A 17,048-nucleotide genomic window follows, 5' to 3' on the forward strand; every position below is an offset into this window, starting at 1 on the left:
CTTTTTTGAAACGAGGGATTGGATCACTATGAGAGAATTTGAAAAATCCAACAAATTAGAAGGCGTAAGTTACGATGTCCGGGGACCGGTTCTTGAAGAAGCAGAGCGAATGCAAGAAGAGGGCATCAGTATTTTAAAATTGAATACGGGAAATCCAGCACCATTTGGATTTGAGGCACCAAATGAAGTGATCCGTGATTTGATCATGAATGCTAGAGATTCAGAAGGCTATTCGGATTCAAAAGGGATTTTTTCTGCACGAAAAGCGATTGAACAGTATTGTCAATTGAAAAAATTTCCAAATGTGACGATCAATGATATCTATACTGGTAATGGGGTCAGTGAGCTGATCACGATGTGTATGCAAGGGCTACTGGACAATGGCGATGAAGTATTAGTGCCAATGCCAGATTATCCTTTATGGACAGCTTCTGTTTCTTTGGCTGGAGGAAAACCAGTTCATTATGTATGCGATGAACAAGCCGAATGGTATCCAGATATTGAGGATATCAAATCCAAAGTTACTAGCCGAACAAAGGCAATCGTGATCATCAATCCTAATAACCCAACAGGAGCTTTATATCCGAAAGAGTTATTAGAAGAAATCGTGAAAATCGCACGAGAACATCAATTGATCATTTATTCAGACGAAATCTATGATCGTTTAGTGATGGACGGCTTAGAGCATATCCCGATTGCGACTTTAGCACCTGATCTATTCGTTGTCACATTGAATGGCCTATCTAAATCACATCGTGTGGCGGGATTCCGTGTCGGCTGGATGGTGTTGAGTGGTGACAAATCAAATGTAAAAGGCTATATCGAAGGGTTGAATATGCTTTCCTCTATGCGTCTTTGTTCAAATGTCCTGTCACAACAAATCATCCAAACTGCATTAGGTGGCTACCAAAGTGTGGATGAATTGTTATTGCCAGGTGGACGGATCTACGAACAAAGAGAATACATCTATAATGCAATCAACGATATCCCTGGATTATCAGCAGTTAAACCGAAAGCAGCATTTTATATCTTTCCAAAAATCGATACGAAACGCTTTAATATTACCAATGATGAGCAATTCGTATTAGATTTTCTACACGAGCATAAGATTTTACTGGTTCACGGAGGCGGTTTTAACTGGCCTGATCCAGACCACTTTCGAATCGTTTACTTACCAAAATTAGACGATCTAAAAGTAACGGCGAAAAAAATGCGTGAATTCCTGACAACCTACCAACAAAGATAGGAAATGTCATATTTTGGCTGTTGTGCGTGTGTATTAAGTAGGTAGTTTTAAGCGCAAGCGAGTAACTGACGGGACAAATCAAGATTTTATGAAGTAAGTGAATCACTATAAAAATTGGAATCAACGATTCTTATAGGCGTTTGCTTACTTCACTAAATCAACCGTTTTTGTCTGGGGTTTATTCTCACTTAACACCTGCAATAACCATTTTCGAGTAATAGCCAACGAGTAGTAAAAACGATGTGATTGGCAAGTTTTTTTATAAAGTAAATACGACTTCACCTAAAAGCCGTCCGGATACCGAGGCGTTTTTTTAATGTCAATTTTTGAAAAATGATTCGTTGCTATTGGACTTTTCTTGAAGTTTACAAAGTAGTCAAGTACAATACATGTAGTCATGCGAATACGCATATTTTTTTTGAGAGGGGGATACTTATGGAAGCATTAGTCGATTCCTTTGGTACGATCATCAAAGAAATCCGAAAAGAACAAAAAATGACTCAACAAATGCTTTCACAAGGCATTTGTTCTCAAAGTGTGCTAAGTAGAATCGAAAATAACGAAGAGTTACCAAATGTATTAGTGATGGCCCAAATCTGTCACAGGCTTGGTGTAACGATCGATTATGTAATGAACTTATCCAAGGACAAGATGCGAGCAGCAACTAGACAGTTTGATCTTCTGGACCTTTACTTTTTAAAAAGAGATTATCGTAAATTAGAACAAGAACTAAAATCAGCGAAGGTGACAGAGAATCTCTATTCAGCTGAGGATTTTCAACGGTATTATTATTATTTAGGTGTTTGTGAATTTACATTAAGGAAAAACCTAGTAAAGGCACTTAGTTACTTGAAAGAAGCATTGACTTACTCTAGCCAAAAAGATCGGACACATGTCTGTGATATCGAGATCCAATTGATCAGCTGTATTGGTAAAGTCTATGGGGTTGCAGGGAGAAGTACAGAAGCAAGATATTATTTAAGTCGTAGTGTCCAACTCTTGCATGATACGATCAACGAGCACAACAAAAGCGAATTGACGCAGATTTTTTATAATTATGGTAGTTTTCTATTTCATCAAGGAGAACGCCAAGCAGCTCTTGAACAAGTGAATCAAGGGATTCGTTGGGCACAAGAAAAAAATAGCTATTATTATTTAAATGATTTATTTATTCTAAAAAGTTTGATCTACAAACAGCAAAATGAACTATCAAAAGCATTGTTTTATGAAGAATTAGCTCAAGCAGTAAAAAAGATTGCTAAAAGTATATAAATGGTGTAGACCATTCTTGACTTCTTTCGTAAATAAGAGTAATTTAAAGGTAGATCATCAAAGGAGAGAATAGAATGAGAACTTATATCTATGCTGACAAATTCTTTTTAGCATCTGGTGTGAAAAACACTGGATATCTTGAAATCACTGATGGGCTTTTTGGCGAATATCTTTCAGAAAAACCAACAGGTGAAGTAACGATCATTGATCAAAGCGGTAAATGGATCGCCCCTGGACTTGTAGACACACATATTCATGGGTTTATGAATCACGATGTTATGGATAATGACGCAGAAGGAATCAAAGCCATGTCAGAAGGCTTATTATCTTGTGGGGTAACTGCCTTTTTACCTACAACATTAACCTCTAGTAAAGAACGTCTAAAAGATGTGGCAGAGACGATTGGAAAAATGTACCATGAAGCTCCTGGCGCTAAAATCAAAGGGATCTATTTTGAAGGACCATTCTTTACAGAAGAGCATAAAGGCGCGCAAAACCCAAGTTATTTTGGCGACCCCGATCTGGCAGTCTTCAATGAATGGCAAGAAGCTTCAGGCGGATTGATCAAAAAAATCGCATTAGCACCAGAACGCGCGGGTGTGGAAGAATTTGTAAAACAAGTAACAGATGAAGGCGTTGTCGTTGCTTTAGGTCATAGTAATGCAACGATCAATGAAGCACAAGCAGCTGTTGAAGCAGGTGCAAGTGTATTTGTTCATGCGTTTAACGGGATGCGCGGCTTGAACCATCGTGAGCCAGGTATGGTCGGCGCGTTATTATCATTGGATCACGTATTTTCTGAGTTGATTTGTGACGGTCACCATGTCCACCCAAATGCAGCACAGATCCTGATGGAAAAAGCAGGACATGAACATGTGGCTTTGATCACGGATTGCATGATGGCTGGTGGGATGCCTGATGGTAACTACAATTTAGGTGAGTTCCCAGTAGTCGTAAAAGATGGAACGGCTCGCTTAGAATCTGGAAATCTAGCTGGAAGTATCCTAAGATTAAAAGAAGCAATCAAAAATGTCGTAGATTGGGGCTTAGCTACACCAGAACAAGCAATCATGATGGCTACGTACGTTCCTGCAGTTAGCTGTAAGATCGACGATACATGTGGAAAGATTGCTAAAGGAAGAGATGCTGATTTCATCGTCTTGAATCCTGACATGACCTTAGATGCCACCTATTTAGATGGTGTTGAACGTTATCATGCGTAAAAAAGCATAAATGAACAGCCAAAAGGAAGAAGCAACTCGTAGCTTTACTCTCTTTTGGCTGTTTTTTTGTGCTGTTTTTTAGATAAATAGTTGGTTACTGGATCAATACTTCTAAGCGTGTAATAAATTCATTCTGGTCATTGGTTTCATGGAAATCTACGAGATAGAGTTCATAAAATGGACTTTTTAATTCTAATTGATGTGTTTGTGCATATTTTTTTATTTCTTGAATGCCTGTGACTTGTTGCTCGTAGGCTCCTTGGTAAGTGTAGGTCAAGTATTTCCCGGATGGTAACGTGGACACCTCGTTGATCAAAGAGGCAGTTTCTGGATAGAAATAAAAGACTTGATAGGCAAAAGGATCTGACTCTTCATGTAAGATACTTCCAAATAAATTTTGATTGTTGGCACTGAGGTGTTTCTCATGCTTTTTATGCAGCTGTTTCAATGCGTAATCGACATCATCGCTAGTCGTCATTTCATCGTCTTTGATTACTTGACGTAACGGATGTTCCATCACGATCGGTTGATTGAATGGAGTATCTTCTACTTCATAGATCAACTGTAAGCGATCATCTAATAAGGAGATTTTTTCTTTTGATTCTGCAATCAAACGATGCAAGGAGTCAATTTCAAATCGTAAAAGTTTTTTTGTTCGATCGATATTTTTATTATTCAGGTATTCGACAATCTCAGGCAAAGAAACATCAAAATATCGCAGATCGCGAATCGTATTTAGTTGTTCTAATTCTTTGTACGAATAATTTCGATAACCGTTATCGTCATAATCTGGTTGGATCAAACCGATTTTTTCATAGTAACGTAAAGTATGTGGGGTAATATCATATAATTTTGCTAATTCATTGATTTTCAATCGATTCACTCCCGTTTGATTTTATTTATACTTTATATCTGTCCCTCATTTTACTATTAGTTGATTCAAAAAAGCGAGTATTTTTAAATTATTTACACGAAATCCTTGACCTTAGAGTTACTCTAACCTGTAAGCTGATTATAGATTAGTCAGTGTTGGAGGAGAAAAAGTATGGAATGGTATAACAAGTCAACGGAAGAAACAATCAAACAAGTTCAAGTCACAGAATATATCACAGAGAGTGATCGGCTGGAACGTCAACAAAAATATGGAAAAAATAAAATGGAAGAAAAAGATCAAACACCAGAATGGCAAAAATTCTTATCTTATTTCCATGATGCGTTGATGTACATCTTATTAGGGGCAGCGATATTGAAAGTAGCAACTGGTGCATTGATGGAAGGTGGCATGATCTTTTTAGTTGTTTTTCTAAATGCGATGATCGGGTACTTCCAAGAACGAAAAGCAGCTTCTTCTTTAGATAGTATCAAAGGATTATTGAGTGATAAAGCAGTGATTTTAGAAGATGGTAAAAAACGAGAGATCGATCCGGCAGACTTGGTTGTTGGCGATCAAGTCGTCTTGACTGCTGGAGATATCGTCCCAGCAGATGTTCGAATCATCGAGTCATTCAATTTACAAGTGGATGAGGCGATTTTAACAGGAGAAACACATTCTGTCAGCAAAACTGTTGAGAGCTTACCTGAAAATACAGAACTAGCTGAACAAGTAAATATGGCTTTTTCGGGCACAAAAGTTGAATCTGGCAATGGATTAGGTGTAGTTGTTGAAGTAGGTTCGAATACTCAAATCGGTAAAATCAGCCATTCTTTATCTACTGTTGAGGAACAAGAAACCCCATTATTGAAGAAAATCAAGGAAATGAATACAAGTATATTTAAAGGAATCAGTGCATTGATTTTGTTAATTGCTCTTGTTTCGTATTTTTATTACGGTATGACATGGGGCTATATTGCTACGGCGATCATTGCTTTGATCGTTTCTTCGATCCCAGAAGGCCTGCCGTCGATTTTAACGATCATTTTGTCGATCGGCGTGAATCGAATGGCAAAGAAGAATGCCATCGTAAAAACATTGCCTACAGTAGAAACCTTAGGTGCGATGACGGTTATTTGTTCAGATAAGACAGGAACATTGACAAAAAATGAAATGTCTTTAGTTCATATAGCGACATTAAATGATTGGTATACGCCTGAAACATTTGCGAAAGTATCGCATACAAAAGTTGAAGAATATTTGTTACAAGCGATGCATAATTGTCAAGAAACACAATTAGCAGATGGGGCTTGTCCTGCAACAGGAAATGCAACAGAACTTGCATTATTACGTTATACAAATACACAAAATGCGATAATCCATTCACCTATTGCCAAAATCCCTTTTGATTCAGCGTATAAATACATGGGGACTGTTCATGAGATCAATGGGAAGAATATCTTGTTCGTAAAAGGTGCACCGGATGTATTGATCGAAAAAGCGGGGCAACAAATGGACGCTAGAGGTATGAGCCAATCGATCGATAAAAAACGTTGGCATAAGAAAAATGAGGAATTAGCGAGTCAAGGGCAACGTGTGTTAGCTTTTGCGATGAAAGAAATCGGCGATAAAGACTTATCTCATGATTCACTAGATGAAGCATTGACGATGATTGGCTTATGCGGCGTGATCGACCCACCAAAAGAGTCAGCGATTGAAGCAGTGAAATCGATGCAACAGGCAGGAATACGTGTCAAAATGATCACAGGCGATCATCCACTGACAGCGAAAGCCATCGCAAAACAACTAGGATTGCAAAATCATCAAACAGCAATCACAGGAAAAGAGCTGAATCAACTGTCAGAGCAACAATGGCAACGAGCAGTAAGTGAAAACGATGTATTTGCGCGAACGACACCAGAACACAAATTGGCAATCGTTTCTTATCTACAAGCGCAAGGTGAAATTGTTGGGATGACCGGTGATGGTGTGAATGATGCACCAGCTTTGAAAAAAGCTGACGTCGGGATTGCTATGGGAATCAAAGGGAGCGATGTCAGTAAGCAAGCAGCAGATATGGTTTTAGTCGATGATAATTTTGAGACGATCGCTTATGCAGTCAAAGAAGGACGTCGGATATTCGACAACTTGAAGAAAACGATTCTCTTTTATTTACCAACATGTTTGGCGCAAGGATTATTGTTACTTTTCTCATTGATCGGAAACTACCCATTACCTTTGACGACTGTGCAAATCTTATGGTTGAATCTAGTTGCTTCGATCACCTTGTCCTATGCTTTAGGATTTGAACGGGCAGAAAAACAAGTGATGAGTCGACGACCACGACCATTGAATGAACGGATTTTGTCACGATATGCGTTGATGCGCATTTTATATGTAGGGATGATCTTAACGATCTTAGGCTTAACTGCGATGGAATATGTCTCAAACGATGCACGTCAGACCGTGTTGATCAATGCAATGGTGTTTGGTCAAGCCTTCTATATGATCAATTGTCGTAGGATTAGCGAATTTAGTTTAGATAGAGGATTATGGAAAAATACAGCATTGTTTTATTCAATTGGGATCATGATCTTGCTTCAAGCCGCGATGATCTGGTTCCCACCATTACGAATGGCTTTAGGAACAAACCTACTATCAAGTACGGAAGTCGTCATCAGTCTTTTACCTGGATTACTTTTATTCTTCTTAGTAGAAATTGAAAAATATGTTTTATCAGCTAGAAGTTACAGGGTAGGTGCTTGATCATTCATATTATTGAAATGAAACATATAAAGATAGCAAAGTAACTAGGTGCTTTTCATTCACACTAAACCCAAGTAACATTGGAAGAGACTAGTTTATAAAATAAGTTAGTAAAAACGAGAGTGGGACAATAATCAGAAGAAAAGCTGATTATCGTCCTACTTTTTTTGCATATTTTTGAATTTAAGGAACACAAAAAAGCACACAACCTTGTATGATTAAAGTGACTAAACCCAATCAAAAAGGAGTGTGCCTTATGTTCAAAAATTATACCATTAATCAAACCACTTCACCACTAGATATGGAACAGTTTATTCCTGAAACTGATGTTGCGTTTGCCGTCAATTCTTTAGTTGAAGCAATCCCTCCACACCTCTTCGATGAATTAGAACAACAACTTGGGCGTCCTGCCTATCATCCGAAAATGATGTTAAAGATTCTTCTTTATGCCTATACCCAACGTGTTTTTTCTGGTCGAAAGATTGAATTTCTTTTAGACGATAGCTACCGAATGCGTTGGTTAGCCAATCACGAACAAGTTAGCTACCGCACAATCAACCGATTTCGGAGTGATGAGACAACCGCTCAGCTGTTAACTGAAGCCTTTGTTCTATTTCGTCGTCAGTTGATTACGAATCAAGTCATCGATAATGAAGCGATTTTTATTGATGGCACGAAAATTGAAGCGGACGCCAATAAGTTCAGCTTTGTTTGGCGAAAAGCAACTACTCGATACGAATGCGCTTTAGATGAAAAATCTGAAGCATTCTACCAAACCCTCTATCAAGAAGAGATCCTTCCTTGTTTAAAAGAAGAAGGGCAATCCGATGGATTGTCGAGCGACCAACTAGAAGAAGTCGCTCATCATCTCGAAGCTGAACTCCATGAAAAAAATACACAATTAGCTCAAGAACAATCCCCAAAAAAGCAAAGTCAGTTAAAGAGAAAAAAACGAGTCTATAAAAAATACCTTCGACAAGTACAAGCGGATTACCTACCAAGAAAACAAAAATATGAACGATACCGTCGTCTCTTCCAAGAACGAAACAGCTTTTCTAAAACAGATACAGATGCCACTTTTATGCGAATGAAAGACGATTATATGCGTAATGGACAGCTAAAACCAGGGTATAATCTACAAATTGCGACAGAAAACCAGTATATCTTAGCCTATGACTTATTCCCAAACCCAACGGACACTAAAACCTTGGCGCCATTTTTAGACAGTTTTTTAGAACAACATAAAGAGCTACCAGAATATATTGTAGCTGATGCAGGTTATGGGAGCGAACAAAATTATATGTATATCCATGATGTTCTACATAAAACACCCTTGATCACCTACAGTACGTATTACAAAGAAAGCAAAAAGAAGAACAAGGAGAATCCGTTCAACGTAGAAAATTGGCGCTATCTGCAAGAACAAGATGAGTATATTTGCCCAGCAAAGCGACCTGTCCCGTTCAAAGGCTATAGTCGGAGAAAAGATAAAAGGGGCTTTGTCCGAGATTTCAAAGTGTATGAATGCGAGGATTGTCGAGCTTGTCCAGTCCGGAGTCAGTGTACCCGTTCGAAAGGGACACAAAAGCGGCAACTTCTAGTAAATAATTCTTGGCGCTATTTCAAAGCAGAATGCAAAAAGAAGCTTTTGGAGGAAAAAACCGGTTCGATTTATCGTCGGCGAAAAGTCGATGTCGAACCAGTGTTTGGTCATCTAAAGGCTCACTTAGCGTTCCATCGTTTTCACTTACGAGGAAAACAAGGAGCGACGATTGATGTGGGTTTGGCACTTATGGCATTAAATCTGAGAAAATTAGGGAAGTACATGGAGAGAAATGTGCGAATAAAAACAAAAACGAGTCCAATTTTGACAAAACACATCAAAATTGGACTCATTTCTATTTTTGAGAAAGGACTATTGTCCCACTCTCGTTTTTTTGTACGATATTTTGTTTCATAAACCTAAACATGCGCGATACGTTTTTTTGTTAAATGTTCAAATATAAGCCCCAGTCTGTCATTGTTAATGCGAGCAACCTTAGTTAGTAGAAAAGTTGAAAAATTCGACAATTGGTTTCGAAGAGTTTGCGTATCTTATTAGTAGATCGGCTAAACTCCCATTAAATCGCTGGATTTCTTCTTTTTGGTGAGAGCGGGGAAACAAACAAACCGTTTTTTCATTTGCTAAGAGATAATCACCATCGATCGTGCGAGCAACCAAGTGCAAGGATGAAAGGAGATTCGCAACATCCGCTTCATCCAGTGAGGTATAATCGATTGTTCGCAGAATACTAGCTTTGAAATGTTGGTAAGAAGGGAAAAACACAAGTTCCTCATAATCGAACAGCTCGTTTTCTTCCAGCCATGCGAGTGTTTCTTCTAATGTACGATGTTGCTTCAATTGTTCAAACAATCGTTTCACCTACTTTTTATTTGGTATCAATACCGTAAAATCAATCGTTGGATTATTGCCTGTTCCTTTTGCCTCTAACTCGACACTTTCAGGGATGAGTTCATCGCCAACATAATGTGGAGTAACACGATAGCGTACAGTTTCACCATGATTCAACGCCTTACGGATTTTTAGTTCATAGTAGTTCATGTAAGGATCGTTGACTGGAAATTGAAACAAAGTAACTAGATTTCTTTCGTCATCGCCACTACCACCGAACTGTTTAGCAATTAGATGTCCGCGAGAATGATCATATCTGGGTCCAGAAATAAATCCAGGAGGACGGATGTCACGGTTTGCGCTGGTTCCTGTATTGATCATTGATTTTTCCAATAAGGCATCCGCACCAGTGGGGCGTCCTAATCGATCAAGTTCATGATACTCGATCCAACCTTTGTTTGTTGAGAGTTCAGCCAAATCAAAGGAAGCTGTTCCTAATTCTTGTGGCCCAGGATTGTTTCCAGTCGGTGCTAAGTCTTCTTCTTGGGGTAAGCCGTTGTTTCTTGGTTCAGATGAGTCAGGTATACTACTTGTGGTAGTAGCTTCACTTTTGCTTGTACTTTCGACTGGTTTATCAGAAGATTCCATACTATATGTACGCATGTTTGATTGTTGGTCAGTAGAAACTTCCGGTTCACTATCGATTGAAGCAGTATAACTAGATTCACTGTAATCCCTTGAGATCGGTTGTTCTACATTCACTAGATCCATTCCGATAAAGCCAATTGCGCCAAAAACAACTATAGAGATCAATGTACCCCATAGTTTTTTTAAATTTTTCATTCGTTCACCTCCTTTGTTAGTATAATCCAAAACCAAGCGGACTAAAAGTGAAAACTTTATCCAAAGTAGGTTAATTATATAGGTTAGTATGATATGATAATCTTGTACACAAAGGAGGCGAATGAGATGATAGGAGGAATCGCAATCATCACGATTTACTGGTACGTTTTACTCATATGCGCTGGGGTTGCAGTGTTACTTGTTATTTTTGGAGATGTCTTTGATTTCGATGGACCTATTGATCCGATGCTGATCGTTCCCTGGTTGACTTTTACCAGTTTATTAGGTTATTTAGGTGAATCCTTGACCGAACAGTCCTCGTTAGTGATTTTCGTGATCAGCGCGATTATTGCAACCGTTTTAGTTTTTTTGTTGAATTTTTATATCTTGATGCCGATGAAGCACGCAGAATCGACGCTATCAACTTCTGAAAAAACATTAGAAGGTCAAATCGCGACAGTCGTGACCCCGATACCGATCCAAGGAATGGGAGAAATCCAATTAAAAAGTGTTACTGGTTCAATCAGTCGCCCTGCTTGTTTTTATACGCCCCAAGAGAAAATGATCGGACGTGGCGAAAAGGTTTTGATCATTGAAGTAAGAGACCGTGTTTGTTATGTTACACCGTACGAAAGTATGTTGAAAATGTAAAGGAGTGGAAGAAATGGAAATATCTGGAGTGTTTGTTGCAATTGTTTTAGCAGTGTTGATCGTTTTAATGTTATTGATCGTCTTTGTTGCTAAGTACCAAACGGCAAAGCCTGACGAAGCATTGATCATTAGTGGTAGTTACTTAGGAAGTAAAAATGTCCATGCCGACGAGAGTAACAATAAAATCAAAATCGTCCGCGGTGGAGGTGCATTCGTACTACCAGTTTTCCAACGTTCGAATCGTATCAGTTTATTATCAAGTAAATTAGACGTATCTACCCCAGAAGTTTATACAGAGCAGGGCGTGCCGGTGATGTGTGATGGTACTTCGATCATCAAGATCGGTTCTTCTGTCGAAGAAATTGCGACAGCAGCGGAACAATTTCTAGGAAAAACGCGAGAAGAACTTGAAAATGAAGCACGTGAAGTATTAGAAGGTCATTTGCGGTCGATCCTAGGTTCGATGACAGTAGAAGAAATTTACCAGAATCGTGACAAATTCAGCCAAAGTGTGCAAGAAGTTGCTTCGGTGGATCTAGCAAAAATGGGATTGATCATTGTTTCGTTCACGATCAAAGAAGTCCGTGATAAAAATGGTTATTTGGATTCTTTAGGGAAACCACGGATTGCTCAAGTCAAACGTGATGCAGATATTGCAGAAGCAGAAGCACTAAAAGAAACGCGTATCAAAAAAGCGGAAGCAGAGAAAGAATCTCAAGCCGCAGAATTACAACGCCAAACAGAGATCGCCGAATCTTTAAAAGAAAAAGAATTGAAATTAGCTGCCTATAAACAGGAACAAGATGTGGCACGAGCAAAAGCTGACCAAGCGTATAATTTAGAAAGTGCCAGAGAACAACAACAAGTAATCGAACAAGAGATGCAAGTAAAAGTCGTCGAACGTCAAAAACAAATCGAATTAGAAGAAAAAGAAATCATTCGTCGTGAAAAACAATACGATTCTGAAGTGAAGAAAAAAGCCGATGCGGATCGTTACGCCAAAGAACAAGAAGCCCAAGCGCAAAAAGTCAAAGAAGTGACTGAGGCAGAAGCAGAACAATTTAGAATCGAAGCCTTAGCCCAAGCCCAAGCCAACCAAACTCGTTTAGCTGGACAAGCCGAGGCAGAAGCCACCTTAGCAAAAGGGAAAGCGGAAGCAGAAGCAAAACAAAAAATTGCAGATGCGTTCAAAGAATACGGAGAAGCCGCTGTGCTTAGCATGGTGATCGAAATGTTGCCTCAACTGATGCGTGAAGCGGCACAACCGCTAGGCAATATCGAAAAAATCTCTGTTGTTGACACAGGTAATTCCTCAGGTGAAGCAGGTGGCGCCAATCGAGTGACAAGCTATGCGACAAACTTGTTGTCGACGACACAAGAAACGTTGAAAGAAACAACTGGATTGGACATCAAAGATATCATTGAGAATCTTTCCACTCATGGAAATTCTAGACAATTGAATGTCTACGAAGGAACAAATGAACCGAAAGAATAACTTAAGAAAGACTCAAAGGATCATGTCCTTTGAGTCTTTTATTGGTTCGCTATTTATTTTCATTTTGCTCACGGATCTGTGCCTTTACTTCTTCCAGATTTTCAAGTAAAGCCTGCTCTTTTTTTCTTAATTCTTCTAAGTCCTCGACAATCTCTTCTTTTTTTTCAACTTCTGGCGGACGCAAGCAAAAATTGATACCGATAGCAATAAATGTCCCGATAAATGTATCGAAAACCCGCTCAATCGCATAGAAGGCTGACTCTCCTTGAGGGATACTTAAAGAGATCAGCAATAATGTTGCAATAGCAGCTATGATCCCAGAATTATTATTGATACCGTCAGATAAGACAATCACAATGATCACTAAAAGTGGGAGAACGATCAGTTCAACTAAAAAATCATTGTGGAAGTAACTTTTTACAAAAAAATAGAAAATACCTAATCCGCCACCAAGTAGATTGCCAATAATACGCGAGCGACCAAAAGAAAAGGTCGTAGTCAAATCCTGGCGCAAGGAAAAAACAGCAGATAGGGCAGCAATCATTGGAATGCCACGATCAAAGAGATGAAAGATCAAAATACATAAGAAAACGGCTAAAGCACTCTTCATTGTACGCATACCAAGTCGAAAGCGTCCAAATTGCATAGTATACTCTCCTTTACGTTCTTTACAATATCATAACTAAACTTACCTTGGATTGCTAGTTTTTCATGAACGAATTTAGTATAATTCAATAAAAAGAAAGGAGCCGATCATGCGTATTGGAATGAGAACGGTAAAAACGGTCATCAGTGTATTTGCTTCCATGTTGGTTGCAAACTACTTTTCCTTATTATTCTGGCCATCTGCCGGTATTATTGCGTTGTTAAGCGTAGGGAATACTCGTCGCTCCACCTTGATGACTGGGATCTATCGAATCGCTGCATTTATTGTCGCTACACTTATTGCCTATATGTGTTTTACACTTTTGGGCTATCGAATCATCAGTTTCAGTGTCTTTCTATTATTTTTTATTCCAATCGCCGTGCGGTTCAAATTGACAGAAGGAATCGTTGTAAACTCAGTCTTGATCACTCATTATCTTAGTGAACAAAGTATGAGCTGGCAATTGATCACAAACGAAGCAGCCTTGATGATCATTGGTGTAGGCTTTGCTTTGTTATCTAATGTTTACATGCCAGATAGTAAAAAACGTTTAAAGGAAAATCAAATGATCATCGAAGAGCGATTTCGTCTTCTTTTGAAGAACATGGCAGACTTTTTGCTTTCTGGCGAAGCTTACGAAAATCAAGGGTTATGCAAAGAATTACAAGTTTATATTCGAGAAAGCCAAGCATATGCACGGAATCACCAAGAGAATAACTTGCTTAGACAAAATCAATACTATGAAACCTATTTTTCTATGCGACGGGCTCAGATCAATGTGATCCAAGATATGCAAGAAAATTTAGCTTATATCCAGGACCCAGTGCCTTATAGCGACCATATATACGGCTTGTTGATCTATACAGCTGAGACATTTTCTGAATCAAATGATGGCAAAGAAATATTGACACGGATCGAAGAGGTCTATGGGATGTATCGTCAAATGCCATTGCCGACTACTCGAAGTGAATTTGAGGATCGTGCGGAATTGTTTCAGTTTTTACAGTCATTCAAAAGTTTTATTGAAATAAAAGTAGAATTTTCTCAGCAGATGATAGTGGATGCGGAAAAGTGAACAAATAAGACGAAGCGATGAGGAGACCATTCTCGCTTCGTCTTATTTTTGTTTTGTTTATTTGTTATTCTTCCAATGCTCTTGCATATCATCTAAGAGTGCAATCACTTCGGTGGTTAAGTACAGGGAACGGTTTGGAAGTTCTCCTTCGATCATTTTTACCATATTTTCAATTTCATAATTCATTGCTTGCGCACGATGGCCACTTTCGATCAATTCTTTTGTACCGTCAGTATAAATGATTTCGGCTTGGTCAGCTCTAGGATAATCATTGATCGAGATATACCCATTTTCAAAAGCAACGATTCCGACTTTTGGCATTTTTGCTTGGAAGGTCAGGTTGATCGTAGCTAGTTCATTTTCTTTATTTTGCAAGATCGTTACAGATTGTTCATCGACACCTGTTTTAAATGGAATCATACGAGAGGCGATGACTTCCGGTTGTGAGCTCAAAAAGAATCGAGCAAATGAAACAGCATAGGTTCCAATGTCAAGTAATGCTCCACCTGCTAAATCAGGGTTGAAGAAGCGGTTGGTCGGATCAGGTTCTTTGTAACTGCCAAAAGGTGCTTGGATCATCTTTAATGCACCTAACTTGCCTGAATCGATCATTGAACGAAGTTGATGATACAAAGGCATGTTGAAAATCGTCATCGCTTCTGCCAAGATCAGCTGTTTTTGTTCGGCTAATTGGATGGCTTGTTGAAGTTCTGCCTTATTCATCGTGATGGCTTTTTCGCATAAGACATGTTTCCCAGCTTCCAAGGCAGGAAGGATATAGTCGATATGTTGACGATTCGGAACGGCGATATACACGATATCAACTTCAGCATCTTGCAACATTTCATGATAATCGCCATATGCTTTTTTGATAGAATGGCGTGTAGCAAAATCCTGTGCTTTTTCCAAAGTTCGTGATGCAACAGCAACCAATTCACTTGATGTTTGATTGAAGTTTTCTGCAAATTCGTTAGCGATCGATCCTAGACCGACAATGCCCCATTGGTATTTTTTCATTTTTCATCTCTCCTTGACGTGATATATTTAATATAAGGGTATTTAGTTGAATACTCTTGGTTTCGCTATTATTATATCAAAAAAAGGACATCCCATCGTTTTGAAGAATTGCTTTCTAAAAAAAGGTGAAAGAAATGTTCTAATAGATGATTTTTTAACTTAATTTAAGTAGAATAAGAAGGAGGAGGAGATTGCGATGCATCAAGTATACGTTGATCTTATTATGAGTGTTTTACTCGAACAATTTGAAACAGAAGAAAATTTCTTAGATACTTATCTATTGGTGGATGAAACAACTTGGCAAGCTTGGAAGCGTGGTGAACAAAACTTACCATCCGAGGCCATGCAAAAAGTGAAAAATCTTTTTACGGACTATGAATGGATGTTGACGCAAAAAATTCTACGTCAAACCATTATTTTCCCTGAAAAAAGAAACGTTGCAGTAGCCGAATATAAGCAAATCAAAACACGTATTGCTCAGAAATGGGTAAGTAGTGGCAGTGCGAATGTAGAGTTGCTCCCTTTAAAAAATGATCAAATTGTCAATGGATATCTTGACTTGAAATTCAGTATTCAATATGATGAGTGGGGTTATGATGACATTTTGAACTTTCGATTACCAGCAGAAGTTCAAAAGCAAATCGAAGGGGAGAAAATCGAGTTGTTAGATTGGGTAAATGAAAGTCTGGAAGAAACTTACGTGAGTGAGAAAGTGGAACCAGAAAGGGAATGAAAGGATTTTTTACGTGAATAAAATTTTAGGCGTTATCTCAGTCGTGATCATGATTGTTGCGATGGGCTATCTGGTTGTTAGTGAGAGTCGGACGGATACGAAAGCTCAAGCTGATAATTCAAAGACAGAACAAACAAACACGACGAGTGCGACAGAAGAAAGTACAGAAAAAGCAACAAAAAAACCAACCTCTAGTGATTTGCCAGATGTTAAGTTGGATGATTGGTCGCTGGTATTGGTCGGACCTGATCACAAAATCGAGACAGAAATCGATGAAGCTAACCAATTGGCTGCGCTAGATAATGGCTATTTGATCGACAAACGTATTAAGGCTGATTATGAAGAACTGGCTAACGCAGCTAAAGCTGCGGGCTTTCCTTTAGTTATGGTATCGGCTTACCGCTCCGTTGCGACACAACAAGAGGTGTTCGCTCAAAATGTCCAACAGGTGATGAGTAGTCAGGGAGTCACTGAAGAAGAGGCGACCGCGATTACGAAAAAAACTATGACAGAACCGGGTTACAGTGAACACCATACAGGTTTAGCTGTGGATGTGGTCGATGAAACATGGTATAACAATTATCCCAATACTGTATTGGATGAAAAATATGGTGACGAACCAGGTGCGAAATGGCTTGCGGACAATGCCTCTAAATATGGCTTTATTATCCGTTACCCAAAAGGTCGAGAAGATATTACAAAAATCACTTATGAACCTTGGCACTTACGTTATGTAGGCAAAGAAAGTGCAGAATATATCACATCAAACGATTTAACGATGGAGGAGTACTTGGACCAACTAAAAGAAAAGTAGGAAT

General features: G+C 38.8%; 15 protein-coding genes. 10 read left to right on the plus strand and 5 right to left on the minus strand.

From position 1 onward, the window contains the following. Positions 1–28 precede the first annotated feature (28 nt). From IGK77_RS06225 to nagA, 3 genes are all read left to right on the plus strand, one after another. On the plus strand, positions 29–1,246 hold the full coding sequence (locus IGK77_RS06225; RefSeq protein ID WP_019724414.1) for a pyridoxal phosphate-dependent aminotransferase: 1,218 nt from the start codon (positions 29–31) through the stop codon (positions 1,244–1,246). A 435-nt stretch (positions 1,247–1,681) separates the two neighbouring features. Beyond that, positions 1,682–2,518 carry a helix-turn-helix domain-containing protein gene (locus IGK77_RS06230; RefSeq protein ID WP_071867154.1) on the plus strand — a complete coding sequence of 279 codons (837 nt, stop codon included), beginning with the start codon at positions 1,682–1,684 and terminating at the stop codon, positions 2,516–2,518. A gap of 74 nt (positions 2,519–2,592) precedes the next feature. Continuing rightward, a complete protein-coding gene (nagA, locus tag IGK77_RS06235; RefSeq protein ID WP_071867153.1) occupies positions 2,593–3,741 on the plus strand; it encodes an N-acetylglucosamine-6-phosphate deacetylase in 1,149 nt (382 codons plus the stop codon). Between the two features lie 94 nt (positions 3,742–3,835). Here nagA and IGK77_RS06240 read toward each other — a convergent pair whose 3' ends face one another. Next, the gene (locus IGK77_RS06240; RefSeq protein ID WP_254905407.1) at positions 3,836–4,624 is read right to left on the minus strand and encodes a MerR family transcriptional regulator; all 789 of its coding nucleotides are present in this window, start codon (positions 4,622–4,624) and stop codon (positions 3,836–3,838) included. Positions 4,625–4,786: 162 nt separating this feature from the next. On the opposite strand from IGK77_RS06240, the gene IGK77_RS06245 reads away from it, so the two are divergent. Continuing rightward, a complete protein-coding gene (locus IGK77_RS06245) occupies positions 4,787–7,378 on the plus strand; it encodes an HAD-IC family P-type ATPase (RefSeq protein ID WP_115357526.1) in 2,592 nt (863 codons plus the stop codon). Positions 7,379–7,634: 256 nt separating this feature from the next. Continuing rightward, positions 7,635–9,338 carry an IS1182 family transposase gene (locus tag IGK77_RS06250; RefSeq protein WP_143073236.1) on the plus strand — a complete coding sequence of 568 codons (1,704 nt, stop codon included), beginning with the start codon at positions 7,635–7,637 and terminating at the stop codon, positions 9,336–9,338. Between the two features lie 78 nt (positions 9,339–9,416). On the opposite strand, the gene IGK77_RS06255 is transcribed toward IGK77_RS06250, so the two are convergent. Both IGK77_RS06255 and IGK77_RS06260 read right to left on the minus strand, forming a co-directional pair. Next, positions 9,417–9,791 carry a hypothetical protein gene (locus IGK77_RS06255; protein WP_074799723.1) on the minus strand — a complete coding sequence of 125 codons (375 nt, stop codon included), beginning with the start codon at positions 9,789–9,791 and terminating at the stop codon, positions 9,417–9,419. A 9-nt stretch (positions 9,792–9,800) separates the two neighbouring features. Then, positions 9,801–10,613, minus strand: coding sequence for a DNA/RNA non-specific endonuclease (locus IGK77_RS06260; RefSeq protein WP_074799722.1), 813 nt, complete (start codon positions 10,611–10,613; stop codon positions 9,801–9,803). 126 nt (positions 10,614–10,739) lie between these two features. Here IGK77_RS06260 and IGK77_RS06265 point away from each other — a divergent pair, with 126 nt between their 5' ends. Both IGK77_RS06265 and IGK77_RS06270 read left to right on the plus strand, forming a co-directional pair. Further along, the gene (locus tag IGK77_RS06265) at positions 10,740–11,264 is read left to right on the plus strand and encodes an NfeD family protein (protein ID WP_074799721.1); all 525 of its coding nucleotides are present in this window, start codon (positions 10,740–10,742) and stop codon (positions 11,262–11,264) included. A 13-nt stretch (positions 11,265–11,277) separates the two neighbouring features. Beyond that, a complete protein-coding gene (locus IGK77_RS06270; RefSeq protein WP_074799720.1) occupies positions 11,278–12,759 on the plus strand; it encodes a flotillin family protein in 1,482 nt (493 codons plus the stop codon). Positions 12,760–12,808: 49 nt separating this feature from the next. Here the strand turns inward: IGK77_RS06270 and IGK77_RS06275 are convergent, their stop codons facing one another. Then, complete coding sequence (locus IGK77_RS06275) at positions 12,809–13,405, minus strand: FUSC family protein (protein WP_071867146.1); 597 nt, start codon at positions 13,403–13,405, stop codon at positions 12,809–12,811. 109 nt (positions 13,406–13,514) lie between these two features. On the opposite strand from IGK77_RS06275, the gene IGK77_RS06280 reads away from it, so the two are divergent. After that, on the plus strand, positions 13,515–14,480 hold the full coding sequence (locus IGK77_RS06280) for an aromatic acid exporter family protein (protein ID WP_062805369.1): 966 nt from the start codon (positions 13,515–13,517) through the stop codon (positions 14,478–14,480). A gap of 57 nt (positions 14,481–14,537) precedes the next feature. Here IGK77_RS06280 and IGK77_RS06285 read toward each other — a convergent pair whose 3' ends face one another. Beyond that, a complete protein-coding gene (locus IGK77_RS06285; RefSeq protein ID WP_074799719.1) occupies positions 14,538–15,497 on the minus strand; it encodes a Gfo/Idh/MocA family protein in 960 nt (319 codons plus the stop codon). Positions 15,498–15,693: 196 nt separating this feature from the next. Here IGK77_RS06285 and IGK77_RS06290 point away from each other — a divergent pair, with 196 nt between their 5' ends. Both IGK77_RS06290 and IGK77_RS06295 read left to right on the plus strand, forming a co-directional pair. Beyond that, positions 15,694–16,230 carry a hypothetical protein gene (locus tag IGK77_RS06290; RefSeq protein WP_438713107.1) on the plus strand — a complete coding sequence of 179 codons (537 nt, stop codon included), beginning with the start codon at positions 15,694–15,696 and terminating at the stop codon, positions 16,228–16,230. Positions 16,231–16,243: 13 nt separating this feature from the next. Beyond that, positions 16,244–17,044, plus strand: coding sequence for a M15 family metallopeptidase (locus IGK77_RS06295; RefSeq protein ID WP_071867142.1), 801 nt, complete (start codon positions 16,244–16,246; stop codon positions 17,042–17,044). Positions 17,045–17,048 lie beyond the last annotated feature (4 nt).

The organism is Enterococcus sp. DIV0806c (assembly GCF_051710905.1).
Taxonomy (GTDB): domain Bacteria; phylum Bacillota; class Bacilli; order Lactobacillales; family Enterococcaceae; genus Enterococcus_B; species Enterococcus_B mundtii.